The organism is Pseudomonas sp. B3(2017), assembly GCF_002113595.1.
GTDB classification, from domain to species: domain Bacteria; phylum Pseudomonadota; class Gammaproteobacteria; order Pseudomonadales; family Pseudomonadaceae; genus Aquipseudomonas; species Aquipseudomonas ekonensis.
In genome coordinates, this window is record NZ_NEIU01000017.1 from 1 (window position 1) to 25817 (window position 25817).

Consider the following 25817-nt stretch of genomic DNA (forward strand, 5'->3'; position numbering starts at 1 on the left):
GTGCTGCCCACCGCCACCACCAGCCCTTGCCCGCGCGGGTACAGGTTGGTGTTGCCGCTGCCGCCCAACGCCTTGAGCTGGCCGCCGTCGGCGCCGGCGCGCAGGCTGATGTTGCCGCCGCCCAGGGTGCCGAAACCGGTGAAGCCGACCAGATAGGCGCCGGTATCGACGCTCTGGTCCGGCAGCGGCTGGGTCGCATAGCTGCCGAAGTTGATCCACCACGCGGTCGGCACGTCCGCGTTGCCGGTGCCCTGGCGCCACAGCCAGTTGCCGACGGCTACGCTCGGCACCTGCTCGCGGGTGTCCATGTTCTGCGAATAGCCGCGACGGCCGAGCACATCACCGGACACCGAGCCGCCGGCATTGACCGTCAGGTTGCCGCCCAGCTGCGGATACCAGGCCTGGTACAGGCTGTCGCGGCCGCCGTCGACCCACTTCTCGTTGTCGGCATCGGCGCTGCCCAGCACCGAGCCGTTGTCCGACAGGCGCCCGCGCGGCTGGTTGAAGCGCGGATCGACGTCGGCCGACTGGGTGCCGGCGGTGTACACGCCGAACGGCGACGCCATGCTCAGGTCGCCGGCCGCCAGCACGTCCAGATCGCCGGTGCCGGTGCGCAGCACGCTGAACATCTGGGTGCGGGTCTTCACGGTGACGCCCGGCTTGTTTTCCACGCACAGTTCCGGGAACGAACCGCACCAGGCCAGCACGTCGTCGTCGGTCATCGGCGCGTTGTCCGGCATGCCCATCCAGTTGCCCGGCGCCCAGCGCCAGCGCGGCGCCGGCACGCAGGAGTTGGGTGCCCAGTCGCACCAGTCCTTGAGGTCGTCCGGCACCGGATCCCCCGGCGTGAAACCGCCCAGGTTGCCCTCGCCCCATACCAGCGTCGGCGGCTTCTCGGTGATTTTCATCCCGTAATGGGTGTCGGCCAGGCGCAGGTGGCCGTCGCTGGCCACCGGCTTGACCGCGCGGGTGTCGGCGGCGTCCAGGTCGGCGCCGGCCACCACCCGCATCGACCACGACGCGCTGCCCGACGGCAGCAGGCTGGCCACCGCCCAATTGCGGCCCTGGGCGCTGCCGCTCAACGGCCGCAGTTCGATGAACGTCGTGCCTTCGGCCAGCGCCACGTCGGTCATGGACGGGATCAGCGAGCCGCGCAGCAATGCCAGCGAGCCGCTCAGGCGCACGCCCTTCACGGTCTGCGCATCGCCTTCGACGCTGCCCGGCAGCGGCACGCCCTTGGGCCAGGTCAGGCCCAGCAGCGCCGTGTTGCCGTTGAGGCGGATGCCGGCGCCCAGACGGGTGCCGGCCGGCACGGTCACGCTGTCGCCCAGCAAGGTGCCGGCGGCGTACAGCAGATTGCCCGAGCCGTCGTGCACGGCGCCGGCCAGCACCGTGCCGGCGGCGAAAGTGTACGGCGCCGCCAGGGTGCCCTGGGTCGGCAGCAGCGTGCCGGCGGCCAGGGTCGCGGCCTGCAGCGGCACGTCGTAGTTGAGGGTGGCGCCCGCCGGGAACAGCGTGCCTTCGGCCAGGGTCACGCCGCTGCCGGGCACGATCAGGTCGCCGCCGAACGGCTGGATGCCCGGCAGCAGTTTCCAGCCGGCGTCGTCCACGGTTTCCGGCGGCGGCGCAAAGCCGTCGTTGAGGCTGCCGTACACGTCGAGGTTGCCGCCGGCGCGGATCGCCAGGCTGCCCGCCTCGCCGGAGCCGTACACCGAGGTCTTCTGCGTGTGCGGATTGAGGCTGGCGTAGCGGTAGCCCGACAGGTCGATGTCGCCCTGCACCACCAGATCGCCGTCGGCGGTCTTGCTGGCGATCTCGACGCCTGGGCGCAGGTGCAACGCGTCGCTGTAGGCGCTGCTGCGCAGGCCCGCGAGCTTGCGTTGCAGCAGGTCGCCGTTGTCCAGCGCAGCATCGATGAACGCGCTGCTGTCGACGTGGATCCGGTTCAGGTAGGCCTGATCGATCACCTGGTAAGGACGGCCGCTGGCCGCCGGATCGCTGCCGTCGGCGGCATCGGTGTAGCGCCGCACGGCGTTGAGCCCGATGGAGCGCGCGCCCTGGATGTCCAGCGCCCCGCTGGCGTCGATGGCGATGTCGTCGGCGCCCAGGCGCGGCGCGTACAGCTCCAGGGTGCCGCGCAACCGGCCGTCATGCTGGCCCGGCAAGGTGCCGGCCACGGCGTCGGTGCCGTGGCGCAGGTCGATCCGCGCCCCCGGGGCCAGGGTCAGCAGACCGTCGCCGGCGTTGAGTTCGACCGTCGCCCGGTTCGGCGCGTCGATGATCTGCCCGTAGCTGTCGACCCGCAGCACCCGGCCATGGGCATCGAGCACCCCGTTGCCGGCCAGGGTCAGGCCCTGCTTGGCGGCCAGGCGGATGCTGCCGACCCGCTCGCCGCTGGCGTCGATCAGCCCGGCGACTGTCAGGCTGCCGTTGTCCACCGACACGCTCACCTCGCCGGCCTTGAGCCCGTCGCCGATCAAAAGGTTGCCCTGCTTGAGCTGGAAGCTGCGGCTGCCGAACACCTGCCCGGCGTTCAGGCGCCCGTTGAGCGCGGCGAACTGCTCGCTGAGGTCACCGCCCAGGCGCTGGGCGCGGATGTCCACCCCGCCCGCCTTGTACGGCACCCACGTGCCGCCGGCATCGTAGCGCCCGCTGGCGGCGCCGAGGATCTGCCCCTGCAGATCGACCATGCCTGCGTCCGACCCCAGGGCCACCGCGCTGAGGGTGCCGGCCTGGTTGTTCTGCGCCGACAGGTCGATGCGCGAGCCGGTCGCCTGGAGGATCGAACCGTTGGCGCTGTGCAGCACCACGTCGCCGCCCCAGCTGTATTTGTTCACGTCGTTGAACGGCAGCGTGCGCCCGGCCACGTCCAGCAATGCGCCGGCCGCCAGGGTCAGATCCCGTTCGGCCTTGACCGTCAGCTTGCCGCTGGCCAGGGCGATGCGGCTGTCGAGCACCACGTCGCGGGCGTCCAGGGTCAGCTCCGCGCCCAGCGCATCGGCGCGCGCCGAGCCACCGCCGCCGCTGAGGGTGAGGCGTTCGCCGGCCTTGAGCCGGTTGACCGACGCCGCCTCGCCGGTCAGCAACGGCGTGCGCAGGTTCAGGTTGCCGCCGCTGTAGGCGTAGCCCTTGACCGGGTCGTAGGCGCCCTGGGTCTGGTACACCGACAGGCTGCCCTTGTGGTTGGCGGTGATGCGCTCGCTGGCGCTCAGGTTGACGTTGGCGAACCCCAGCGCCAAGCGGTCGTTCTGCGCCAGGCCGTTGGGCTGGGCATAGGCGCCGTAGCCGAACTCGATGCGCTGCGCCTGGATGTCCAGGGTGCCGCGGCCGGTGCCCGCGCCGCCGGCGACCACCGCGCCGGGGGCCTGGGTCGCGCCGTTCCAGATCAGGTTGGCGGTGCGCAGGGTCGCGACATCGCCCGCCTCGCCCAGGCCGTAGACCGCCGGGGTGGACAGCATGAAGTTCTTGAGTTTGCTCTGGCCGGTCACGGGGTCGAGCGTGTCGAGGGTGACGCTGCCGTAGAAGTTGAACGCCTCGCGGGTGGTCAGGTTCAGGGTTTCCAGGGCCGGCGCGCCGAATTGCGTGTCGCCGCGCAGCAGGCGGTCGAGCACCTGCTGGTTAAGGGTCAGGCCGGTGGGCACCTTGGCGCCGGCCTGCGCGAGCGCCTCGGCGCTGCCGGCGTTCACCGCGCCCACCGCCAGCGACAGTTGGCGGGTGCCGAAGCGCACCGAATCGCCCAGCTCGAACTGCTTGTCGGTGGCGGCGGTGATGCTGCCCTGGGAATACAGCAGCGCCGGTTCGGCACAAGCCGCCGTGGCGCAGGTGCCGATGCGGATGCTGCCGGAGGACGTGATGCCGTTGCCCGCTGCCGGCGCCAGCACGTTGTTCCAGCCGTTGGACACCACCAGCAGGCTCGCGGCCCCCGGCTGGTAGACGTAACCGCTGGCGGAGTCGTAGGGCACGCCGCCCCGGCTGAGGGTGTTGATGCCGGCCCCCGCTTCCACGGTGATGGCGCCGCTGCCCGCGTTGCTCCACAGCATGACTTCCGGCGCCGACAGCATCGCGCCTTCGCGCAGGGTGACGCTGCGGGTGTTGCCCTTGAAATCGACGATGTTGCCCGCCGTGACGTAGTCCACCGTGGGCGTCGCGCCGATGGCCAGGCGACCGGCGCCGAGCCGGTTGAGGGTGTCGGCGTACAGCGAGACCCCGGTGAAGCCCTCGCTGCGCGAGTGCCCGGCGCCGAGGATCTCGATGTCCGCCAGGCTGCTGCCGCGCACCACCGCCGAACCGGCCATGCCGCCCGCCGCCGCGCCGGACAGCACCTGGCCGTTGAAGTCCAGGGCGATGTCGTGGCGCCCGCCGTTGGTGAGGAACAGGTTGAGCGACTTGGCGTCCGCCGGGGTCAGCGCCCGTGGCACGCCGCGCCGGCCGGCGTCGCTGCGGATGAACGCGGCGAGCCCGGTTTCGTTGTACTGCGAATAGCGGCGCACCACCTCCGCCGAGGTCAGGATCACCTGGCTGGCCACGCTGTCGCGCAGCCCGGTGTTGGCCACCGACAGCAGGCCCGACGCCGTCCACGACCCGTTGCGCATCGCCAGCGCACCGCCGGCCGCCGTCGTGGCCTGGCCGTTGACCTCGACCCGGAACGCGCCGGGCAACAGGGCGAAGGTCGAGGGCAGCAAGGTGTACGTGCCCGCCGCCAGGCCCGGCACGCCGGCGCCGATCGTTATCTGCTGGCCGATCCGCGGATCCGACGCGCCCGCCTCCGCGAGCATCGGCGCGTAGGTGCTCTGGTTGCCCGGCACGATCGCGTACACCGGGTTGGCCGCCAGCCCCGGCAGGCTGAACGTGCCGTCGGCGGCGTTGCGCACCAGCGGGTTGAACCGCGCATCGGTGGAGCCGCCGCGCCCGGACACGAAACCGGCGCCGCGCAGGTCGCCGCCGCCGGACAGGTCGATCTGCGCGCCGTTCTGCACATCGACGTACTGCGAGCGCAGCGTCACCCCGGCCGTGTCGCCGCTGATGCCGTTGAGCACCACCGGTTTGCCGTTGTAGCGGTAGTCGATCCCGTCGGTGGTGCCGCCGTACGGCATCACCAGCCCGGCGCCGCTGACCGACGTCACGCTGCCGGGCAACAGGCGCACTTCGCGGGTCTGGGTCAGCAGGTCGTCGCCCAGGGTGATCATCCCCAACGGCGCCCGCAAGACACCGCCCTGCTCGATGTACCCGGCGAACAGGTTCAGTTGGCCGAACACCGAGTAAGGCAAGGCCTGGGGCGCGGCGCCTGCTGCGCCAATGCTCAGCGTGCGGCCGGGGCCTGCGTCTGCGCCGGCACGCGTGAAGCCGACACGCACGTCGGCGGTGACGCCACTGGCCGGGTAGATCTGCGCCGCGCGGAGATCCAGATCCCCCGGCGTCCACAGTTGGGTCTTGGCCTTGCTGTCGGTCGGCGCGAGGAAACGCAGGTCGCCGCGGCTCTCCAGCGAGACCCGGTCGAAGCCCCGGCGCTCGGAGGACACCGCCGGGGCGCCGTGCTGCAGGATCGAACCGCTGGCACCGAACGACAGGCTGTTGGCCACGTCCAGCAGGTCCGCGCTGGCCCGCAGCTGCGCCGCCGACAGCGACACCGGCAATTGCGAGGACGCGGTGTTCTGGATCAGCGGCCGGATGACGCCGACGTTAGTGAAGTACTGGCCGATGCCGGACAGGCGCAGGTACGGCGCCGCCAGGTTGACCCGCGCGGTGTCCTTGCCTTGCTCGCTCAACGACAGCACACCGGCATACAGGCTCAGGCGCTGGCCCATGCGCAGGTCGACATCGCCGTCGAAGGACAGAAAGCCGTTGCTCATCAGGCTCAGGCTGTCGAAGCCGCCCGCCATCAGACGGTCGGCGCTCAGCCGCGCCTGGCCGTAGCTCAACGGCGCCGAAGCGTCCGTCGGCTGTGCGGTCTGGCCGATGACCATTTCCCGGGGCTTGCGCACTTCGTTGCCGGCGCTGTCCTGGTACAGCGGCGAGTCCAGCACCACCTCCAACTGACCGCCCGCCGCCCCGACGCCGCCGGCCGCCGCGTGCAGGCGCCCCTCCAGGGACAGGCCGTTGTAAGAACTGAACGCGATGCGCCCGCCGTCGCTGGCGACCCGGGTCGGCCCCTGCCCGGCGATGTCCAGCGTCGCTTCGGTGCCGGACGCCTCCAGCCGCGCGCCCTCGCGCACGATCACAAAGGCGTCGGCGGAGGTGGCCGTGGCCTTCTTCGCGTCGATCTCGCCGCCGACGATGATGCTGCCGCCGCGCCCGACCTGCCCGTACACCCGGCCGAGGGCGTCCACCGCCGTATCGGCCCGGCCCGCCACGTCGAGCACAGCGTGTTCGCCGATGAGGATCGAACGCTGGTGCGCTTTCGGGTCGGCGGTCTGGTCGGAGGTCGCAGGGTCGATGGCCGCAAACTGCTGCTGACGAATATCGAGGGTGCCGCCCCAGGCGTTGAGCTCGCCGTCGACGGTGATCTGCCCCGGCCCGCGCAGGCTGATGCGCTGGCCCGGGTCGACGCTGATCCGTGACCCCTGCCCCAGCAGCAACGGGCTGTTGGCCGGATCGATCAGGTTGCGCAGGCTGGCCCCGGCCTGCAACGACAGGCTGGCCCCGGCGCGCTGGGTCAGGCGGCCCTGGGTCGGGCTTTCTTGGAACAGGGTCGGCGTCCACACCTGCATCGCCGTGTCCGGGTCGACGCCGCTGGGGCGGTCGGCCGCCGCATCGGCGAACCGGTACACCGGCATCGTCACGTCGAGGGTCGTGCCGTCGGCCACGGTCAACCCGTTCAGGCCGATCAGGCTGTAGGCGGAGAAACCTTTGCCGAACAGCGCCGGGGTCAGGTGCAGGGTGTCGGCTGCCGGCGTTTCAGCGCTCTGACCGACCGTGATCCTGCCGGCCTGCACCGTCAGGCTGCCGCCGCCGGTGACGCCGTAGCCGCGCACGTCGCCGTCGAAAATCAGCCGGGAATCGCCGGGGGCGGAAATGGCGCTGGACTCCAGCGTCACGTCGCCGCCCTTGCCGCCCCGGGTCTTGCCGTTGGCCAGCACCGCGCCGCCAGACGACACGTCCAGCAGGCTGCCGGCGGCGACCCGGATGTCGCCGCTGCTGCGGATCGACACCGAACCGCCGTTGAGGTACGCCAGGCTGGCGGAGTCGTCGGGGTCGCTGCGCAGGTTGCTCCACAACCCACGGGTGTCCAGGCGCACATTCTGGGCGATGTCCACCACGGTCGGCTGGCCGGCCGGGGCATTGATCCGGGTGTCCGCACGCTTGTCGGTGTTGAGCTGGTTGAGCACATTGCCCAAGTGCAGGCTGCCGCCCCGGGCGGTGAGGTCGGCGCCGACGTGCACCTGCGGCCCGTACAGGGTGATGTCGCCGCCGGCGTCGACGCTCAGCGCACGGTTGATGTCGATCCGCTCCTTGGCCGCGACCTTCAGCGCACCCAGCCGCCAGCCGTTGAGGGTGTCGGCGTCCAGCGTCAGCGAACCGCTGCGTGCGGCCGGCACGCTGCCGGCGAGATCCGCCGGGGCATCGGTGCCGTCGGCCTTGCCGACCGTCACCCGGTCCATCAATGGATTGAGGCCGTACAGCAGGCCGCCGGCCGCCGCCACGTAGGCCGGGTCGTAGCTGCCGACGATCAGTTGCGCGCGCCGGGCCAGTGCGGTCTGGCTCTGCTCGTAGCCGTCCAGCGCCGCGCGCGGGGCCTGGGTCTGGCGCTCGCCCTGGAAGGTTTCGCCCAGCAGTCGGCCGCCCAGCACCGCGCTGCGGGTGCCGATCACCAGTTGTCCGGCGTCGCGGCCGACGGTGTAGCCCGACTCGAAACGCTGGGTCGGTGCGATCAGCGGGTTGTAGTAGACGCTGGTCTGGCCCCAGCGCTCGCTGCGGTCTTCGTAGCCCTTGTACAGCCCGGTGTAGAGCAGGTCTCCCGGCGCCCGCGAGACCTCGTACAGGCGCCCGTCCGCGCCGCGCAGCCAGCTCTGGCGGATCTCGCCGCTCTGCACGTCGAGGGTGCCGCCGGACAGGTTGATCAGCGAGCCCCGCTCGGTGACCACGTCGTTGCCGGCGAAGCTCACGGTGCCGCCCTGGGCCATCCATTCGCCGATGCCGTGGCCGCGGGTGCCGAGGTAGCCGCCGACCTCCAGCAAGCCGCCGGCGGTGTACCAGCGGTCGGTGGCGTAGCCGTTGGTGCCGGCCGGCACGTACACCAGCTCACGCACGTCGACCCAGACGTCGTTGCTGTTGAGCGCGCCTTTTTCGCGGTTGACCGAGGCATCGCGCTGCTCGTTGCCCTGGACGTTGATCTTGATGCTGTTGGACGCCATCGCCACCTTCACGCCGACGGCCCCGGACACGTCGATCAGCGCACCGTCGCGCACCACGCTGCGGCCCTGGGCCGTCACCGCGACCTGCCCACCGGTGGCGAGGGTGACCGAACCGTTCTGGAACTCGACGCTGCCGCCGCTCTGGATGTCGATGCGCGACTGGTCGCTGCGGATCCGGTTGTTGGCGTTGACCCCGGTCAGCGCGGCCTGGTGCTGGCTGTCCAGGGCGGTGAGGTCGCTACCGTCGAGCAGGATCGCCGTGGCGCTGCCCTGGCCGAGGGTGACGCTGCCGGCGGCGTCGGCCGCCGGGTTGAGCAAGTGGATCGTGCCCCGGGTGGCCACCGAGGTACTGGCCACCGCCACGCCGTTCTGGACCACCTCGTGGCCGGTCAGGGTGATGTCGCCGGTGGCCGCCTGGATCAGGCCGTTGTTGCTGACCTTGCCCGCGCTGGCGCCGGCCTTGAAGCCCGGGGTGACTTCGTTGCCGAACGTGGTGGAGAACACGTTGCCTTCGGTGCCTGCGCCCTTGCGGATGTAGAAGCGGTCGCCGGCGCCGAGCACGGTCTGGCCCTTGGCGGTGGCGATGCGGCCGTCGTTCTGCACTTCGTTGCCGAGCAGCAGCACGTAGCCGCCGGCAGCGGTGGACGTGGCCGGCGCGTGGGTCTCCAGGGACGCGCCCCGCTCCACCAGCACCTTGCCGGCGGCGTCGGTGAAGGTCGCCTGACTGCCGCTGCTGTCGACGTACAGGCCACGGTCGCGGAACTGGCTGTCGCTGATCGTTGCGGCGGCGGCCACCAGGTTGCGCACGTTGACCTGACTTGAGCCGCTGAACACCACGCCGTTGCGGTTGATCAGCATCACCGTGCCGTCGCCCTTGATCGCGCCCTGGATCTGGCTCGGCCGCGCCGCCGGGTCGTTGATGCGGTTGAGCACCGCCCAGTCCGCCTGCTGGGCGAACTCCACCGTGGTGTTGCGGCCGACGTTGAAGGTTTCCCAATTGAGGATCGCCTTGTCGGCGGTCTGCTCGATCTTCACCGTGGTCTTGCCGTCGGCCTGGGACTGCTGCGGGCCTTTGGCGTTCTGCCAACCTTGGGCCAGGCTGTTGTCGACCTTCAGCCCGCCTTCGCCGAGCCCGTCCGGCACCCATTGCACCGACCCCAGCGCCGCCGCGCGGCCGGCGGCCTGGACGGCCTGCTGCGCGGCGATGGCGGCGACGGTGTTGTTGAGGGTCTGCAGCGAGCGCTGCAACTGCTGGTTGGCCCGCTGCTGCTGGGCCAGCGGCGGCGTCATGCCCGGCAACCCGCCGACGCTGCCCCGTACGGCGGCGTTCTGCTGCGCGGCGCCCTTGGCCGCGAACCAGCCGGAGCTGAACGCGGTCGCCGCTTCGGCGCTGCCCGCCACCAGGCACAGCGCGACGGCGTGCGCCAACGGCTTGAGCAGCCACAGGGTCGGCTGCGCAGCGGCGTGCGGGAGGGACGGGGCAACGTTACGGCGACGGGACGGGCGAGCGGGCATCACTGCGAAATCCTTTTTTTGTCTGGCGCATTTGTCTGGCACAAGAGACCGCAGGTCACACGCCCCTGCCGTTACCACCTAGGCGGTTGGCGGACGCCGCGACCGAACGGATGTCACACAAACTTCATGAACGAGGAGTAGGCCGGCCAAAAAAAACGGCGGCAGCCCGAGGGCTGCCGCCATTTCTTGCACCGGGTGCTGCGCTTACAGAGGACGGCCTACGCCGTTGCAGACGCTGGCGTTGTTGATGTCCAGGTTGTTGCCGGAGGTGTTGGTGATGAAGTTGGCGGTCACAGCGGCTTTCCAGTTGGTCGGAACCGGCGTGAAGCTGTGGGCCACGGTGGCGGCGTTGTTGCCTGGGTTGCTGTAGTGGGTGGTCAGGAAGCTGCGCACATCGTTGGCCACGGAAGCGTCCTTGTAGCACTGGCCGAAGACGAAGTTGGTGTAGGCCACGATCGGGTAGCCGCTCGATGGGTTAGGCACGACCGGCACCCACTGGGCAGGGTTCGAAGGCGTGGTCGGCAGTGCGGCCGAACCCAGGGCCAGCGAGACGTTGGCGGTGGTCGGCTGTACGCCGTTGACGCGGGCGACCACGGCGTTGCTGGCGGCGTTCACGCCGTCCGGGCCGACGTAGCCGATGGAGCCATCCACAGCGTTGACGGCGGTGGCGACGTCAGCGGTGTTGGCTACGCCCACCCAGTTCGAAGGCAGGGTCGAACCGGCTGGCAGACGGGCGCTGGTGAAGGTCGAGTTGACCGCGAACTTGGTCGGGCAGATCGAGTTCAGGTGACGGCTGAGGATCTCGGTGGTGCCGCTGGAGACGTTGCGGTAAACGACGCGGATCGGGGTGGTGTCGGCGGTGCCCAGCAGGGTGCCCCAGGTGGTGGCGGTGCCGGACAGTGCGTCGCACAGTTGGGCGCTGGTCAGGTTGAGGGCGGTCTGGCCGGCCTTCTTGTAGGGGATGGCAACCGAGGTGGCCACGGAAGGCAGTTGGATCAGCGGGCCGTACGAAGCGCCGAAGTTGGTGTTGTAGGTGCTGATTTCAGTGGCGCTGAGGATCGAGTCGCTGCCGGCGAAGTGCACGGTGCCGGTGGTGCCGAACTGCGAGGCGGTGTTGGTCAGGAAAGCGCTTTTGCCCACGCCGCTGCCGGTCACGGCATAGCTGAAGTTGGCAGGCAGGATGCTGTTGGCAGAGCCTTTGTACAGAGCGGCAGGCAGTGAGGCGCCACCACCGGTTACGGCCATGGCCTGGGCGGAAGCCAGGGCGGCGACAGTCAGTGAGGCGGCGATCAGAGTGCGCTTGAACATGAAGAATCTCCTTTTCAACGTAGGTTGGGTACACAGGTTTTCAGGTGACTTGCATGACGCGGGTCGGACTCACCGCTGACCGTCGCTGACGTGGCCCGTGGTTAAGTCGCAGGGAGAAATTCGCAGGTTCCGGTGACAGATAAAGGAAAAAACCTCGGGAGCCGAAGACGCTTTCCGGCGGTTTTTCCTCGGGTGTTTGCGCGGCCGTTTCGGCTGTCTGGGACGGGGTTTTGCGCAAGATCGGCCAGAGCCGTTGAACGGCCGTTGCAGATGACAGAAAGGAGAACCCGAGGATGGCCGGCGCGGGACTCGGGTGACGAATCAGGCGGTGAAAAAATTTTAGAACTTAACTGATCGGGCGGACCTCTTCGTCGGATCGTCGTCCGGGGCGAGCCTGCTCCCACAGGTTTCTGCGGTGAGCACAGATGCTGCGGACAACCTCAATCACTGTGGGAGCGGGCTTGCCCGCGAAGAGGCCGGTTCAGGCAACCTCAAAGGCACAGCCTTATTGCACCAACTGATTGATCTCGATGATCGGCAACAGCACCGCCATGACGATCACCAGCACCACCCCGCCCATCACCACGATCATCAGCGGCTCCAGCAGCGCGGTCATGCCCATGGCCCGGCGTTCGATGTCCCGGGACAGGGTCTGCGCCGCCCGCTCCAGCATCGGCGGCAGCGCGCCGGTCTTCTCGCCGCTGGCGATCAGGTGGATCAGCACCGGCGGGAACACGTTCTCCGCCTTCAGCGCCGCCGCCAGGTTGGCGCCTTCGCGCACCTTGGCGGTGGCCTCGTTGACGCTCAGGCTCAGGCGCTCGTTGGACAGGGTCTGGCGCGCCGCGTCCAGCGCCCGCAGCAACGGCACCCCGGCCCCGCCCAGGATCGCCAGGGTCGAGGCGAACCGCGCCGTGTTCAGCCCCAGCACGAACCGCCCGAACAACGGCAGCCGCAACACCCGGTGGTGCCAGCTCAGCCGCGCCGCCGGGTTGCGCAAGTACAGGCGCCAGCTCCAGAAGGCACCGCCCAGCAGCCCCGCGCACAGCCAGCCCCAGGCGCGGATGAAATCGCTGGCGGTGAGCATTGCCAACGTCAGCCCCGGCAGATCCTGGCGGGCCTGGGAAAACGCGCTGACCACCTGCGGCACCACGTAGCTGAGCAGGAAGATCACGATGCCGATCGACACCAGCCCGACCACGCCCGGGTAGATGAACGCGGTGAGGATCTTGCCGCGCAGGTTGTTGCGCTCCTCGATGTAGTCGGCCAGGCGCTCCATGACCTGGGCCAGGTCGCCGGACTCCTCCCCCGCCGCGATCAGCGCCCGGTAGATCTCCGGAAAGTCCCGGGGCCGGGCCGCCAGCGCTTCGGCCAGGCGCATGCCGCTGCGCACGTCGGCGCGCACGGCGCCGAGGGTGTGGGCGATGTGCTTTTTCTCGGCCTGCTCCACCGTGGCGCTCAGGGCGGCTTCCAGCGGCAGGCTGGCGCCGAGCAGGCTCGCGAGTTGCCGGGTGGCCCAGGCCAGGTCGTTGTCCGACAGCTTCGGGCTGAACAGGCCGCCGGCGCCCTGGCCGGCGGCGGTGTTTTCCTTCTGCACCGACAGCGCGGTCAGGCCCCGGCTGCGCAGCAGGCCGAACGCGGCGCTCTGGCTGTCGGCCTCCAGGTGCCCGGTTTCGATCTTGCCGCCGGCGTCGGCGGCCTCAAAGCGGTAGCGGTTCATCAGGCGTCCCGTGTCACGCGCAGGATTTCCTCGGGCGCGGTGGCGCCGCTGCGGATCCAGCGCTCGCCGTCCTCGCGCAGGCTGAGCATCCCGGCCTTCTGCGCCGAGGCGCGCAAGGCCTGCTCCCCTGCCCCTTGGTGGATCAAGGTGCGGATGTCGTCATCGATGCAGAACAGTTCATGGATACCAGTGCGGCCGCTGTAGCCGGTGTGGTTGCACGCCGCGCAGCCCACCGGGCGCCAGGTGCCCGGTGCGGCCGGATCCGGCTGCTTGCAGTGGCCGCACAGGCGCCGCACCAGGCGCTGCGCGAGCACGCCGAGCATCGACGACGCCAGCAGGAACGGCTCCACGCCCATGTCGATCAGGCGGTTGACCGCCGACACCGCGTCGTTGGTGTGCAGGGTCGCCAGCACCAGGTGGCCGGTCAGCGAGGCCTGCACGGCGATCTGCGCGGTCTCCAGGTCGCGAATCTCGCCGATCATGATGATGTCCGGGTCTTGCCGCAGGATCGCCCGCAGCGCCAGGGCGAAGGTCATGTCGATCTTGGCGTTGACTTGGATCTGGCTGATGCCCGGCAAGTCGTACTCCACCGGATCCTCCACGGTGAGGATGTTGCTGGTGCTGGCGTCCAGCCGCGCCAGCGCGGCGTACAGGCTGGTGGTCTTGCCGCTGCCGGTGGGTCCGGTGACCAGCACGATGCCGTGGGGCTGGCGGATCAGGCCGTCGAGGCGGGCCAGCACTTGGGCGTCCATGCCCAGGGTCTCCAGGTGCAGGCGACCGGCCTGCTTGTCGAGCAGGCGCATCACCACCCGCTCGCCGTGGCCGGTGGGCACGGTGGACACCCGAATGTCGATGGGCCGCCCGGCCACGCGCAACGTGATGCGGCCGTCCTGGGGCAGGCGTTTTTCGGCGATGTCGAGCTGGGCCATGATCTTGATCCGCGACACCAGCGCGCCGTGCAGGGCCTTGCGCGGCGAGACCACGTCGCGCAGGGTGCCGTCGACCCGGTAGCGCACCACCGAATGGGTCTCGAACGGCTCGATGTGGATGTCGCTGGCCTCGTCCCGGGCCGCCTGGGTGAGCAAGGCGTTGATCATGCGGATCACCGGCGCGCCGTCCTGGGTGTCGAGCAGGTCGGTGATCTCGGGGATGTCCTGCATCAGGCGGTCGAGGTCGACCTCGCTCTCCGCCGCGCCGACCACCGCCGCCGCACTGCCGGTGTCGGCGTAGGCGCTGGCGAGCAGGCCGTCGAACTCGTCGTCGCGCACCCGCTCCAGCCGCGCCGCGCCGAACTGGCGGCGCACCTCGCTGATCGACCAGCCCGGCGTCGACGGGCACACCGTCAGCACGCCGTCGCGCAGCAAGATACGCTGGGCCTTGGCCCAGGCGTAGGGCAATGCGCTCATGACCGCGGACTCGCTTCCAGCGGAACGGCCTTGATGGTCGCCCGCGGCCCGGAGGACGGCGCCACCGCCGGCACGCCCTGGGCGGCGTTGGGCAACTGCGGCGCCTGCATGTCCGGCATCGCCCAGCTGCGCTCCGGTTGCAGGCCGCCCTGGGCGCGGCGCATGAAGTCGTAGCGGTTGAGGGTGATGCTGCGCCCCGCCGCGCTGTCGCGGATGATGTACGGGCGCAGGAACACCATCAGGTTGGTCTTGTTGATCGAGCGGCGTTCGTTGCGAAACAGCGCGCCGATCCCCGGCAGGCTGCCCAGCCACGGCACCGCTTCGTTGCTCTGGCTGTAGCCGTCCTGGAGCAGGCCGCCGAGCACCATGATCTGGCCGTCGTCGAGCAGGATGCTGGTGTCGATGGCGCGCTTGCTGGTGACGATCCCCGCCGAGGTGGCCGCCGCCGAAGCACGTTCGTCGATGCTGCTGACCTCCTGGTAGATGTCGAGCTTGACCGTGCCGCCCTCGGAGATCTGCGGCCGCACGTTGAGCTTCAGGCCCACCTCTTCGCGGGTCACGGTCTGGAACGGGTTGTTGCTGGTGCCCCCGCCGCCGGTGACGTAGCTGCCGCTGACGAAGGGGATGGTCTGGCCGACGAAGATGCTCGCTGCCTCGTTGTCCAGGGTCAGCAGGTTCGGCGTGGACAGCACGTTGGTGCCGCCCTTGCTCTTCAGCGCCCGGGCCAGCACCTTGAGGTCGAGGACCTTGCCGATGCCGGGAATGTCGACGGTGCCGTTGACGTAGCCCACGTTCAGCCCCTGGGGCAGCACGTCGAGGCTGGTCTTGCCGTTGAGCTTGAGCCCGGAACCGCCGAGGTTGGCGCCGCCGATCACGCCCTTGCCGCCGAGGTTGCCGCTCTGCCACTGCACGCCGAATTCGCTGGCGTCGTCCTCGCCGACCTCGACGATCAGGCTTTCGATCACCACTTGGGCGCGTCGCTGGTCGAGCAGGTCGATGACTTCGCGCAGGTTGCGGTACAGCGGCTCCGGCGCGGAGATCAGCAAGGTGTTGGTGGTGGCGTCGGCCTGGATGGTCACGCCGCCGGCGCTGAAGGCGACGTTCTGTTCGCTGGCCTGACCGCCGGCGGTGCCGCTGCCGGCGCTGCTGCCCTGGGCATAGCTGCCCCCGTTGCCGGAACCGCTGCCGGTGGTGGTGCTGCCGGTGGTGGTCTGCGTGCCGTTCTGGTTGGCCTGCCCGCCGCCATTGGCCGTGCTGCCCATGGCGCTGAGCACCGAACGGGCGCCGTCGCCGGTGCGGCTGTCGCTCTCGCCGGTGAGCAGGCCGCGCAGGGCCTGGGCGAGCTTGCCGGCCTGGGCGTTGCGCAGGTACACCACGTGCAGGTTGCTCGGGTTGCTCTGAGCGTTGTCGAGCTTGTAGATCAGGTTGCGCGCCAGCTCCGTGCGCTCGGGGCTGCCGGCGCGGATGATGATGGTGTTGGAGCGCGGGTCGCCGATCACCGCGATCTTCTGCGTGGGGTCGTTGCCCGGCGCGTCCAGCAGGTCGGCGACCATCGGCGCGATGTCGGCGGCGATGCCGTTCTGGATCTGCACCACGTCGGTGTCGATGGCGCTCGGGGTGTCGATGCCGGCGATCAGCTGCGCCACGCGGTTGAGGTTCTCGGCGTAGTCGGTGACCACCACCGTGTTGTTGCCCGGATAGGCATTGATCGGGTTGTTCGGCGACACGATCGGGCGCAGCACCGGAATCAGGTTCACCGCGTTCTCGTACTGCAGGCGGAAGGTGCGGGTGAGCATGCCGTTGCCGGCCGGTTTGTCGGCGCTGTAGATCGGCCCGCCGAGCAGTTTGGCGTCGGCCTCCGGCACCACCTGGGCGACGCCGCCGACGTCCACCACGCTGAAGCCCTGCATGCGCAGCGCCGCCAGCAGCATCTCATAGGCCTGGCGGGCCGGCACCTGGCCTTCGGAGACCAGCGTGAGGTTGCCCTTGACCCGCGGATCGACCAGGAATTGCTGACCGGTGGAACGGGACAGCGCCCGCACCACGGCCTGGATGTCGGCCTCGACGAAGTTCAGGGTCACCGGTTGGTCGCCCAATGGATTGGCCGCCGCGACGGGCCCCTGCACCGCCCCGCCGCTGCGGGCGCGTGCGGTGATGTTGTGCAGTTGCTTGGGCGCAGGCCTGACCTGGGCCTGCATCCGCTCACGGTCCAGCACCGCGTCGCCGCTGCGCTGGGTGTTGGCCAAGGGCCGGCCGAGTTCGCTGTCCACCAGCAACGGCGGCTGATTCTGCGGGGCGGTGTTGCTGCACGCGCCCAACGCCACCAACAGCATCGGCAGCGCCTTGCGCGCCGGGTTGAAACCTGACCCCTTCATGAAGCTTCCTTAGCGCCCAGCGCCTGATCCATGCGTACGGTGCCTGACAGAGTGCCGGCGGTGTCATCGGTCGCGGCTGCCTCTGCGCGTTGCAGACGGGCCTCGACCACGTGCAGCGAAAACTGTTGCGGGCGGCTCAGCAGCCAGTCGAGCACGGCGTCCGCCGGGGCCGCGTCGAAGGTCAGTTGCCAGCCGCCGGACGGCACCGCCTGCAAGCGGAAATGACCCGCCAGCCCGGCGGCCTGCAACCCGTGCTGCAGCGAAGATTCGAGGTCTTGTCCGGCGGCCGGCGCGCTGACGTCGCGCAACAGCACCTCCAGGGCTTCGGCCTGGGCCCGCAGCTTCGGCGTTTCGGCCTGCCAGTCGGCGATCTTCTTCAACGGCGGCTGGATCAGCGCGACCCACACCAGCAGGGACGTCACCGCGACGGCCATGCCGATCACCATGCGTTTCTCCCGCTGGGCCAGCGGCTGCCAGCGGGCCTGCACCTGCCGGGCGACGCGCTGCCAGGCGGCGCGGCCATTGGCCAATGTCACCTTATTCATCTTCCGCTCCGCTGTTGTCGCCGTCGTCGTCGCCTGCCGTAGAGAGGGCCTCGCCGGCCGGACGCAACGTCCAGCCGTCCGCGTCATGGCTGACGCTGATCCCGGCCTGGGCCAGCGTGTCTTGCCACCCCTTGTCGCTGCCGGCCCGGGCGTCGTCCAGCAGGCTCAATTGCAGGGCGCCGTCGACGAACGTGAGGCGCTGCACGCTGCCGGCCATGAACGGCATGCCGTTGCCCGCTTGCAGCACCAGCCGGCTGAAGGCCTGCCCCGGATCGTCCGCCGCCCCCTGCTGACGCGCCGCCAGTTGCTGACGGGCCTGTTGCAGCGGATTGAGGATCACCGGCAATTCGGGAAAGGCCTGTTTCACCCGTTGCATCATCTGCGCCTTGAGCTGTTGGCCCTGCGCGGCTTCGCGGGCGGCGTACAGGTTCAGGCCAGTCACCCACACCGTCAGCGCGAGTGCGCCAAAGCCCAGCGCCCGTCCCCAGCCGCGCCGGTCCACCGGCTGCTGGAGGCCGGCATGCAGCCCCCAGGCCGGCAGCGGTCCGCTCCAGCGCTGGTCGGACGGCAACGACTGTGCGCCTTGCGGGGCGTCGTCGCCGATCCAGTGCAGCGCCACGCCGGGTTCCGCCTGCTCCCCGTCGTCGAGCAGCGGCTGGATCCGCGCCGTGTGCAGGCTGTCGCGCAGCAACAGATGCCCCTCGAACACGCCACCGACCCCGCCGGCCATGACCGGTAAACCGTAGGCCGCTGGGTACAGGCCCTTGAGGTGCAGCCCGGTCTGGCGCAGCAACCGCCCGAGCTGTTGCAGTTCCTGCCGCGCCAACCACGCCACCGCCACCTGCCCGGCGTCATCCCGCGGACCGTGGGCCACGTGCATGGCGGCGACGTCGCCGAGCATCAGGGTCTGGGCCGCGCACTGGACGGCGGCGGCCATCTTGGCGGTCGGCAACGGCGGCAAATCGAGGCTGGCCAGGAGGCTGTCCGCCGGGTGCAGGAAGCACACCAGCGGAGTCTTGGCCGGCAGTTGCCCCAGACGCTGCACCTGTTGGCGGACCACCTGCCCCTGACGGTCGAGCCACACGCAGGCAAGCTCGCTGTCCAGGCTCAGCTGCGCCAGCGGCGGCAGGCCCACGCGCACCGGCGTCATACCCCCACCCTCGACCAGATCACCTGCGGCAGACGGTCTTGGCTTCGGTGCAGCAGCGCTTCGACGCTGACCCGACGCTGCTCGCGGCGGGCCTGGCCGCGCAGGCGGAACCAGTCACTGGTGATGCCGACCTTGACGCTGGTCATCTCCAGTTGCGGCAGGCGCAGGCGGTTGACGAAGTCGCCGCGGTTGATGAACCAGCGGCCGGCGTCGCGCTCATTGATCAGCGCCTGCGCCCGCTCCAGCGACAGCCCCGGCACATACGCCGCCAGCACCGGCGCGGTGGCGGTGTTGCCGTTGACCCAGGTGTTGGCCGGGATCACCGTGAGGTAAGGCGCCAGCTTGCGCAGGACGGCGTCGTCGACGCCCTCGACGCTGCGCAGGTCTTCAAGCGTGCGCAGCATCGGCAGGGTCGGTGGCTGCGGCTTGCGTGCGGCGCCGGGCGAAGTGCCGCGGCCGCTGTCGAAGCCATTCTTCGCCAAGGCCTTGTCCGCCAGGGCCGGGTTCAACAGCCGTGGGTAGGAATCGATGACCCGCAAAGTGATGCGCCGGGCCAGTGCGTCGCTGACGCCGATCAGTGCGCACAGGCGCTGGAACGCCTCGACCTGGCCGTCATCGATCCGTTCGTTGGCCACCAGCGTGCGCAGGTTGAACTTGCCCTGCTCGTCCTCCAGCCGCCCTTCGAAACCGTGGGCGTTGAGCACCTGTGCCCAGGGCTGATCGAGCCGGGTCAGCGGGTCGCGCTGACGGGCGTCCCAGAGCAATTGGCGGCTCAGTTCCAGGCCGCCGTTCAGCAGCCAGCGTCCCTGCACCCGCAGTTGCTCGGCTTCCAGCGCACGGGTCGAGACGCTCTGGCGGGTGAGCATGCCGGCGGCGATCACCGCCACCACCGCCGCGATCAGCAGCGCGCTGATGATCGCCATGCCCCGCTGGTTCGATGGGCTTTCCATGGCCGGCCCTACAGTTGCCAGGAGCCGATGTCGGCGTTCACGCCCTCGCCGTCCGGCTGGCCGTCGGCGCCGAGGGAGAAGATGTCGATCTCGCCGTTGGCGCCGGGGTTGAGGTACTGGTACGGGCGGCCCCACGGGTCGTTGGGCAAACGCTCCAGGTACGAGCGCCAGTTGCTGTTCTTGGCGTCGGCGGGACGCTCCACCAGCACCTTCAGGCCCTGGTTCATGGTCGGGTAGCTGCCATGGTCGAGCCGGTACAGCTTGAGGGCCTGCATCAGCCCGCCGATATCCTGCTTGGCCGCCGTGGCCCGGGCCTGATCCGGCCGGTCCAACACCTTGGGCACCACCATCGCCGCCAGAATCCCGAGGATCACCACCACGACCATGATCTCGATCAGGGTGAAGCCCTGCTGCCGGCGAGGCATCCGTGGCGGTTGTTGAGGCTGTTTGCGCTGCGCGATATCCATCTCGTCATTCCCTGGCTAGATTCGATTCGACGCGCAGTGTTGCAAGAAGATATGTCAGAGATGTTGTGAATCCTCGGGAGTTTCAGTCTTCAAGCGGTCAAGCGCGGGGGTTAGCGTCAAGGGCTGCCCGACCGCCCGAGAACCCGATGCGCGCCCCGTCCAAAGAAGCCGGATTCACCCTGATCGAAGTGCTGGTGGCCCTGGCGATCATCGCCGTGGCCATGTCCGCCGCCGTGCGCGTGGCGGGGCTGATGACGCAGAGCAGCGGCCTGCTGCGCGACCGCTCGATTGCGATGATTGCGGCGCAGGGGCGCATGGCCGAGCTGCAGTTGGAGAGTCGGTTGCCGATGGGGATGAAAGCCGTGGAGTGCGACCAGGGGCGCCTGCCGTTGCGCTGCGAGCAAATGATCGGCAGCGCCGAGAACGGACGACTGCTGAAGGTCGGCGTGCAGGTGTTCGACCGCAGCCAAGATGCGCCGCCGCTGGCGCGGGTCGAGACGCTGTTGAGCCGTCCGCAGCCCTGATCCTGCCTTGTGAAGACGAGTCGCCCTCACCACAGGGTTGTTTTTCAGGGACGGGTCAGCCGAGGCAGGTCCGGGCCTTGCGGCAGTTTGTCCACGGCCAGCCGCTGCGGCTCGCCGCCCTGCTCGATCACCACCGCATCGCCTTCCACCGCCAGCAGTTTCACCCCGGCACTGATGCGCTCGCCTTGCAGGAAGCTCTGCGGCGGTCCGTCGTTGAGGCTGAGGATCGCCACCGCACCGCGGCTGCCGGCCATCACGCCGCTGACCTTGATCTGCACCGGCGCCGTGCGGTCGGCAAACCATTGCAGCGCCGGGCTGTCGCTGCGGGCGGCGAGCAGTTGCGGGGCGGCGGCCGGGGTGTGTGATTCGGCGGGTGTCAGCAGCAGCGACGACCATGTCGCCACGCCCACCAGCGCCGCCAGCAGCGCCAGGGCCTGTGCCATCTGCGGCGGGGAAACGCGTGCGGTAAAGTTCATGGGTTCAATCTCCTTTCAATCCCGACCGTCAGACTACCCGGCAATTCTCACGGTTTTATTTCACACGCCTTACATGTTGGCCGGGCACGATGGCTTTTCAGAACAGGTCGACGCGAAGGAGTGCGCAGGGCATGAACCGGTTCACGCAACAGGGCTTCACCCTGATCGAGTTGATGGTGGTGCTGGTGATCATCGGCATCGCCAGCGCGGCGATCAGCCTGAGCATCCGCCCCGACCCGCTGCAACTGCTGCGCAAGGACGCCGAGCGCGTGGCGCAGTTGCTCCAGGTGGCCCAAGCCGAGGCCCGCGCCGACGGCCGGCCGATCGCCTGGCTGAGCGACGCCAAGGGCTTCCGCTTCAGCCGGCGCAGCGACAGCGGCCAGGGGTTCGACCATTTCGAGCGGGATGCGCAACTGCGCCCGCGCCCTTGGCAGAGCCCGAAGCTCGATGTGCGGGTGGAACCGAAGCAGAAAGTGGTGCTCAACGCCGAATGGATCAACCCGCCGCTGCAATTGACCCTGTCCGACGGGCTCAACCGCCTGAGCGTGATGCGCGATGCCGCCGGCCGGATCAGCGTGCAATGAAGCGCCAACAGGGTTTCACCCTGATCGAAGTGATGGTGGCGATCCTGCTGATGGCGGTGGTCAGTCTGATTGCCTGGAAGGGGCTGGACAGTGTCACGCGCGCAGACAGCCATTTGCAGGCCAGTGGTGAGCAGAACGACAGCCTGCTGCGGGCGTTGAACCAGTTGCAGCGCGACGTTGAGCTGCGTGCCGGAATCGAGCTCAGCGAACCGAAACGTGCCGGCGAAGACGACGAACCCGACACCGCCCCGCCCGCCCTCACCGTGCGCGGCAGCGACAGCCAAGGCTTTCGGCTGGACATCATCCGCACCGCCGCCGACCGGCCCGGCGCCCTGCAACGGGTGCGCTGGTGGCTCAAGGGCGACACCCTGTACCGCGCCGCCGCCCCGGCCCGCAGCCGCTATCCGCTGCCGGCGCCGACCTCTGGGGTGGCGGTGCTCACGGATGTCAGCGAAGCGCAGGTGCGGGTCTGGGATCCGGACAAGGGCTGGCGCCCACTGAGCGGCAACCGCAAGGAAGATCCGCCGGGCCTGGAACTGCGCCTGACCCGCCAGACCCCGCAAGGCCCCGAACGCTACCGCCAGGTCATCGGCCCGCTGCTGTGATCGCCCTGACTCTGCGGTGCCTGAGCCACCGCCATCGCCAGCAGGCTGGCTCCCACAGGGGATCCCGGCTGTCCGCAGGATCCCTGCACACCACAAAAACTTGTGGGAGCTGGCTTGCCAGCGATGAGGCCATCACAGCCGGCATCTCCGGTGCCTGACCCACCGCCATCGCTGGCAAGCCAGCTCCCACAGGTAGCCCGAGTGTTTGCAGGATCCAGGTACACCACAAAAACCTGTGGGAGCTGCGGTGCGACGACTCGACTTGCCAGCGATGAGGCCGGCACTGCTGGCATCTAAACCGCCAGCCCTGCCGTCAGCTGAAAACGACGACCCCGCCCGGCAGTTCGGTGCATTTGACGCCATAGGCGTCGCGGATCAGCAAGGCGACGCCGGCCAGTTGGTCAAGGCTGAAGCGGGCCTGCACCCGGCGCTGGCCCAGTTCGCGGTTGAGCAGCACCAGCATGCCGGGGCGGTAGCGGTTGATCTCGTCGATCATCTGGCTCAGGGTCGCGCCGTTGAACACCAGCACCTGGTGCCGCCAGTTCATCACCGCGGCGGTGTCGACGCTCTGCACGCTGCCCACCTGCTGCGCGTCCCAGGTCAGTTGCTGGCCCGGCTCCAGGCGCACGCTGCGGCCTTGCAGGTCCACCTCCAGCGCACCGTCGAGACACGTCACGCACACCTGCCGGTCGAGGTTGCGCAGGTTGAACCGTGCCTGACTGGTCCGCAGCCAGCCGCTGCCGGCCTGCACCGCCAACGGCCGGCGCGCGGTCTGCACCTCGACTTCGCCGCTGAGCAGTTCGAAGCCTTGCGCGCCGCCTTCCACGGCGCGCTGGTTGATGCGGGTCTGAGTGTTGAGCTCCAGGCTCAGGCCGTCGGCCGGTTCGAAGCGGCGCTGCTCGCCGACCTCGGTGATGTAGTCGGCCCCAAGGCCCGAGAAACCGCCGGGCACCGTGCCGCGCACCAGCAGGAACGCCGCCGACGCCGCAATGGCGCCGCCCAGGAACGCCCGTCGGCCGAAGCGCCGGGGAGCCCGCAGGCCCTCGGCCGCCGGTTGCAGCAGGTGCCACAGGGCCTTGCAGTCCTCGAAGGCGCGGGCGTGTTCGGGGCTTTGCGCGCACCACTGGCGCAGGGCCCGGGCATCGGCGACCGTGGCCCGGCCCGAGGTCAGCAGGATCAGCCAGTCGCGGGCTTCGCTCTGCAGACGTTCACAGGCCTTGGGCGCGGCAGGTGTCAGACGGAGGATGTTCAAACGCACAGTTACTCGACGGGTTGATCGGGACGCCCGGATCGGCGCTCTACTTTCAAGACGGTTTTCCGGCCCCGCGACCGAACCGCTGAAACACTTTTCTTTCCAGTTTCGCCGCGCAGTGCCCCAGCGCAGCCTTGATTTCCTTCTCGACCATGCGCGTGGAGATGCCGAAGCGCTGGGAAATCTCCAGGTGCGGCGCCTCTTCCAGACGGGCGGCGATGAAGATCCGCCGGCGCCGCGCCGGCAGCTCATACAGGGCGCTGAGCAGCGACTGGATCTCCTTCTGCCCACCCACCACCCGCGCCGGGTCGAGGGCTTCGTCGCTGATCTGCAGCAGTTCCTCGACCTCGCTGCCGGTGAGCAGCCGGGCGTCGGCCTGGCGGCGGTCGGCGGCGATGTTCAGCGCCATGCGGTAGAGGTAGGCGTTGGGCCGCAGGAGATCCGGCGGAGGCTCCATGCGATCCACCCGCAGGTAGGTCTCGTGCAGCACGTCGTTGGCCAGGTCCTCGGAGCCGAGACGACGGCGCAGGCGCACCCGAAAGTCGTCGTAGGACGTCAGGAACAGCTGGAGCATCGAACCTTGTCCGGCGTCTTTCATCCCCCGGAAACTCCTTCCCATCTGGTGCAGTCCATGCGTTTCCCTGTGTTTTTCTTGTCCATGGTTTCCGGCAACAGCAGCAGTGTCACCGGCTGACGCAAAGCCCCGGGCGTCGGGCGCTCGATGCTCAAGCGTTGAAAACTGTCCACCAGCGCCGCGTCCCGCCGGCCATCGCCGGTGGAGGTCAGCAGCCGATGGTGCTGCACCACCCCGTCGCGGCCGATCCACAACTGCAGCACCGCGCGGTAACTGCCCGGACGGGTGAGCGGCGAACGGCACAGCGTGCGTTCGATGGCCGCCTGCACCGCCGTCGCATAGCTGCGGTTGACCGCGCTGGGCGCCGCCGTTGCGTGCTGGGCCGGCCCTTGCGTCTCTTCGACCTGCGCCACCTGCAAGGTGAACGCATCAGCGCGGGCGTACTTGGCCATCAGGCCGCTGCCGCCGAGCATGCGGCGCAAGGCGTCGGCCGCGGTGAACTCACCGTCCACCGCCGACGAACGCCGGCCCCGGCTCAACTGGCTGTCGACCAGCACCGCCATGCCCGTGGCCCGACTGAACCGGTCCAGGGCCGACGCCAGATCCTGGGCCGGGATGTGCAGCGTCATGCGCAACGGTTCGGCCTTCGCCCCCAGCGCCAAGAGGCCCAGCAACAGGCCCAGACAGGCCTGGCGCAAAGGCGCTGAACGCACAAAACCGCCCTTGGCATGGCCTCGCTGCACGGCTGACGCACCCCTGAAAACCGTCATCCTGAGGGCTGTTTATGAATCTGGTGTGACGGACGGTGCAAAAAAACCATCACGGGATCGCCGACGGCCTTGCAGTAGACTCAAGCACCAGAGCGGCCCGTCGGGCCGGCCAGGAGGCCTGCATGAAATCACTGAGCAACATCGTTCTGGGCGGCGCGGTGCTGATCGCCTGCGCCATGGCGCACGCCGAACAGCCGACGGGGTGCATCGACGTAACGGTCGGCGGCTACAAGGCGCCGAACTACGATTGCCTGAGCCAGCAGATGGGCAACAACCCCGAAGGCGCCAAGGCGGCGCAAAAGAACCGCGAGGCGATGAACGTGCCCGTCGACAAGCGACCGCCGAACCAGGTGGGCCTGGCGACGCCGGCCGCCACCGCCACGCGGATGGGCAACGCCTTCGGCCACTCGGTCAAGCCGCAGCGGCCGCCGGCCGGTCAATGAGCCCAGAGCCCGAGGCGAGGGCGCTGGCTCGCGCGTGCGTGCGCAGCAGCCCTGCGCGCGCTCGGATCACTCGCTGGGCTCCTGGCGGAAACTCACCGCCAGCCGGTTCCAACTGCTGATGGTGCTGATGGCCATGGTCAGATCCACCAGCTCGCCTTCCGCGAACTGCTCCCGCGCTTCCTGGAAGACAGCATCCGTGACCTTGCCTTCGGACAGCAGCGTCACCGCTTCGGTCCAGGCCAGCGCCGCCCGCTCGCGCAGGCTGAAAAAGCCGCTGTCGCGCCACACCGCTACCGCGTACAGGCGCCGCTCGCTCTCCCCGGCCCGTCGGGCCTCCACCGAGTGCAGGTCGGTGCAGAACGCACAGCCGTTGAGCTGCGAGGCGCGGATCTTGATCAGGTGCAGCAGCGGCGGCTCGATGCTCAGGCTGCCGGTCAGCGCCTCCAGGGCGATCATCGCTTTCATCGCCTTGGGCGAGGCGCTGTAGTAATCCAGGCGCGGGGACATGGGCGGGTCTCGGGCAGCAGAAGAGTGATTTCACGGTAAGCGCTGGTGCGCCAGGGTTACAGCCCCAATTCCACGGAAAACTGGCAGACCACTGAACCCGGGCACACACTGACTCTGTGGGAGCTGGCTTGCCAGCGATGGCGGTATACCTGCTGACACTGATGCTGGATCCGAAGGCCCCATCGCTGGCAAGCCAGCTCCCACAGGGTTCTGCACCAATTTCGGGGATTTGCGATACGCAACTTCTGCCCCGCGTGCATTCGGAAGTAATCTGGCGGGCGCACAATCCGCCTCATTC

At 69.3% G+C, this 25817-nt stretch carries 18 protein-coding genes; 4 read left to right on the top strand and 14 right to left on the bottom strand.

From position 1 onward, the window contains the following. The 9 genes from CAG33_RS21855 to gspG all read right to left on the bottom strand — a co-directional run. A partial coding sequence (locus tag CAG33_RS21855; protein WP_085640503.1) for a filamentous hemagglutinin N-terminal domain-containing protein occupies positions 1-9866 on the bottom strand: 9866 nt, incomplete at its 3' end. A gap of 204 nt (positions 9867-10070) precedes the next feature. Beyond that, on the bottom strand, positions 10071-11174 hold the full coding sequence (locus CAG33_RS21860) for a substrate-binding domain-containing protein (protein WP_085582256.1): 1104 nt from the start codon (positions 11172-11174) through the stop codon (positions 10071-10073). A gap of 505 nt (positions 11175-11679) precedes the next feature. Beyond that, positions 11680-12891: a type II secretion system inner membrane protein GspF gene (gspF, locus tag CAG33_RS21865; RefSeq protein ID WP_085640505.1), complete on the bottom strand. Its 1212-nt coding sequence runs from the start codon at positions 12889-12891 to the stop codon at positions 11680-11682. Then, positions 12891-14297, bottom strand: coding sequence for a type II secretion system ATPase GspE (gene gspE, locus CAG33_RS21870; RefSeq protein ID WP_085640508.1), 1407 nt, complete (start codon positions 14295-14297; stop codon positions 12891-12893). The genes gspF and gspE overlap by 1 nt, the downstream gene beginning before the upstream one ends. Beyond that, on the bottom strand, positions 14294-16672 hold the full coding sequence (gspD, locus tag CAG33_RS21875; protein WP_085640510.1) for a type II secretion system secretin GspD: 2379 nt from the start codon (positions 16670-16672) through the stop codon (positions 14294-14296). The genes gspE and gspD overlap by 4 nt, the downstream gene beginning before the upstream one ends. After that, positions 16669-17217, bottom strand: a complete 549-nt coding sequence (gspM, locus tag CAG33_RS21880) for a type II secretion system protein GspM (RefSeq protein WP_085633391.1) — start codon at positions 17215-17217, stop codon at positions 16669-16671. Before gspM ends, gspD begins: the two co-directional genes overlap by 4 nt. Further along, entirely contained in the window at positions 17210-18367 is a 1158-nt protein-coding gene (gene gspL / locus CAG33_RS21885) for a type II secretion system protein GspL (protein WP_085640512.1), read from the bottom strand. Before gspL ends, gspM begins: the two co-directional genes overlap by 8 nt. After that, positions 18364-19317, bottom strand: a complete 954-nt coding sequence (gene gspK / locus CAG33_RS21890; RefSeq protein WP_085640514.1) for a type II secretion system minor pseudopilin GspK — start codon at positions 19315-19317, stop codon at positions 18364-18366. Before gspK ends, gspL begins: the two co-directional genes overlap by 4 nt. Positions 19318-19325: 8 nt before the next feature. Then, positions 19326-19784, bottom strand: a complete 459-nt coding sequence (gspG, locus tag CAG33_RS21895; RefSeq protein WP_085582242.1) for a type II secretion system major pseudopilin GspG — start codon at positions 19782-19784, stop codon at positions 19326-19328. Positions 19785-19930: 146 nt separating this feature from the next. Here gspG and gspI point away from each other — a divergent pair, with 146 nt between their 5' ends. Then, on the top strand, positions 19931-20308 hold the full coding sequence (gene gspI, locus CAG33_RS21900) for a type II secretion system minor pseudopilin GspI (protein WP_085582240.1): 378 nt from the start codon (positions 19931-19933) through the stop codon (positions 20306-20308). 44 nt (positions 20309-20352) lie between these two features. Here gspI and CAG33_RS21905 read toward each other — a convergent pair whose 3' ends face one another. After that, complete coding sequence (locus CAG33_RS21905) at positions 20353-20784, bottom strand: type II secretion system protein N (RefSeq protein ID WP_085582238.1); 432 nt, start codon at positions 20782-20784, stop codon at positions 20353-20355. Positions 20785-20915: 131 nt separating this feature from the next. Here CAG33_RS21905 and gspH point away from each other — a divergent pair, with 131 nt between their 5' ends. Continuing rightward, on the top strand, positions 20916-21368 hold the full coding sequence (gspH, locus tag CAG33_RS21910; protein WP_085582236.1) for a type II secretion system minor pseudopilin GspH: 453 nt from the start codon (positions 20916-20918) through the stop codon (positions 21366-21368). Beyond that, positions 21365-21973: a prepilin-type N-terminal cleavage/methylation domain-containing protein gene (locus CAG33_RS21915; protein WP_085582234.1), complete on the top strand. Its 609-nt coding sequence runs from the start codon at positions 21365-21367 to the stop codon at positions 21971-21973. Before gspH ends, CAG33_RS21915 begins: the two co-directional genes overlap by 4 nt. Before the next feature lie 313 nt (positions 21974-22286). Here CAG33_RS21915 and CAG33_RS21920 read toward each other — a convergent pair whose 3' ends face one another. The 3 genes from CAG33_RS21920 to CAG33_RS21930 are packed head-to-tail and all read right to left on the bottom strand — an operon-like array spanning position 22287 to position 24542. Then, a complete protein-coding gene (locus tag CAG33_RS21920; RefSeq protein ID WP_085640516.1) occupies positions 22287-23225 on the bottom strand; it encodes a DUF4880 domain-containing protein in 939 nt (312 codons plus the stop codon). Between the two features lie 52 nt (positions 23226-23277). Continuing rightward, entirely contained in the window at positions 23278-23823 is a 546-nt protein-coding gene (locus CAG33_RS21925; protein WP_085586901.1) for an RNA polymerase sigma factor, read from the bottom strand. Further along, the gene (locus CAG33_RS21930; protein ID WP_085586900.1) at positions 23820-24542 is read right to left on the bottom strand and encodes a secretin and TonB N-terminal domain-containing protein; all 723 of its coding nucleotides are present in this window, start codon (positions 24540-24542) and stop codon (positions 23820-23822) included. The genes CAG33_RS21925 and CAG33_RS21930 overlap by 4 nt, the downstream gene beginning before the upstream one ends. Before the next feature lie 149 nt (positions 24543-24691). On the opposite strand from CAG33_RS21930, the gene CAG33_RS21935 reads away from it, so the two are divergent. Beyond that, positions 24692-25012, top strand: coding sequence for a hypothetical protein (locus CAG33_RS21935; RefSeq protein WP_085586899.1), 321 nt, complete (start codon positions 24692-24694; stop codon positions 25010-25012). 66 nt (positions 25013-25078) lie between these two features. On the opposite strand, the gene CAG33_RS21940 is transcribed toward CAG33_RS21935, so the two are convergent. Further along, positions 25079-25519 carry a carboxymuconolactone decarboxylase family protein gene (locus CAG33_RS21940; protein ID WP_085586898.1) on the bottom strand — a complete coding sequence of 147 codons (441 nt, stop codon included), beginning with the start codon at positions 25517-25519 and terminating at the stop codon, positions 25079-25081. Positions 25520-25817: the final 298 nt, after the last annotated feature.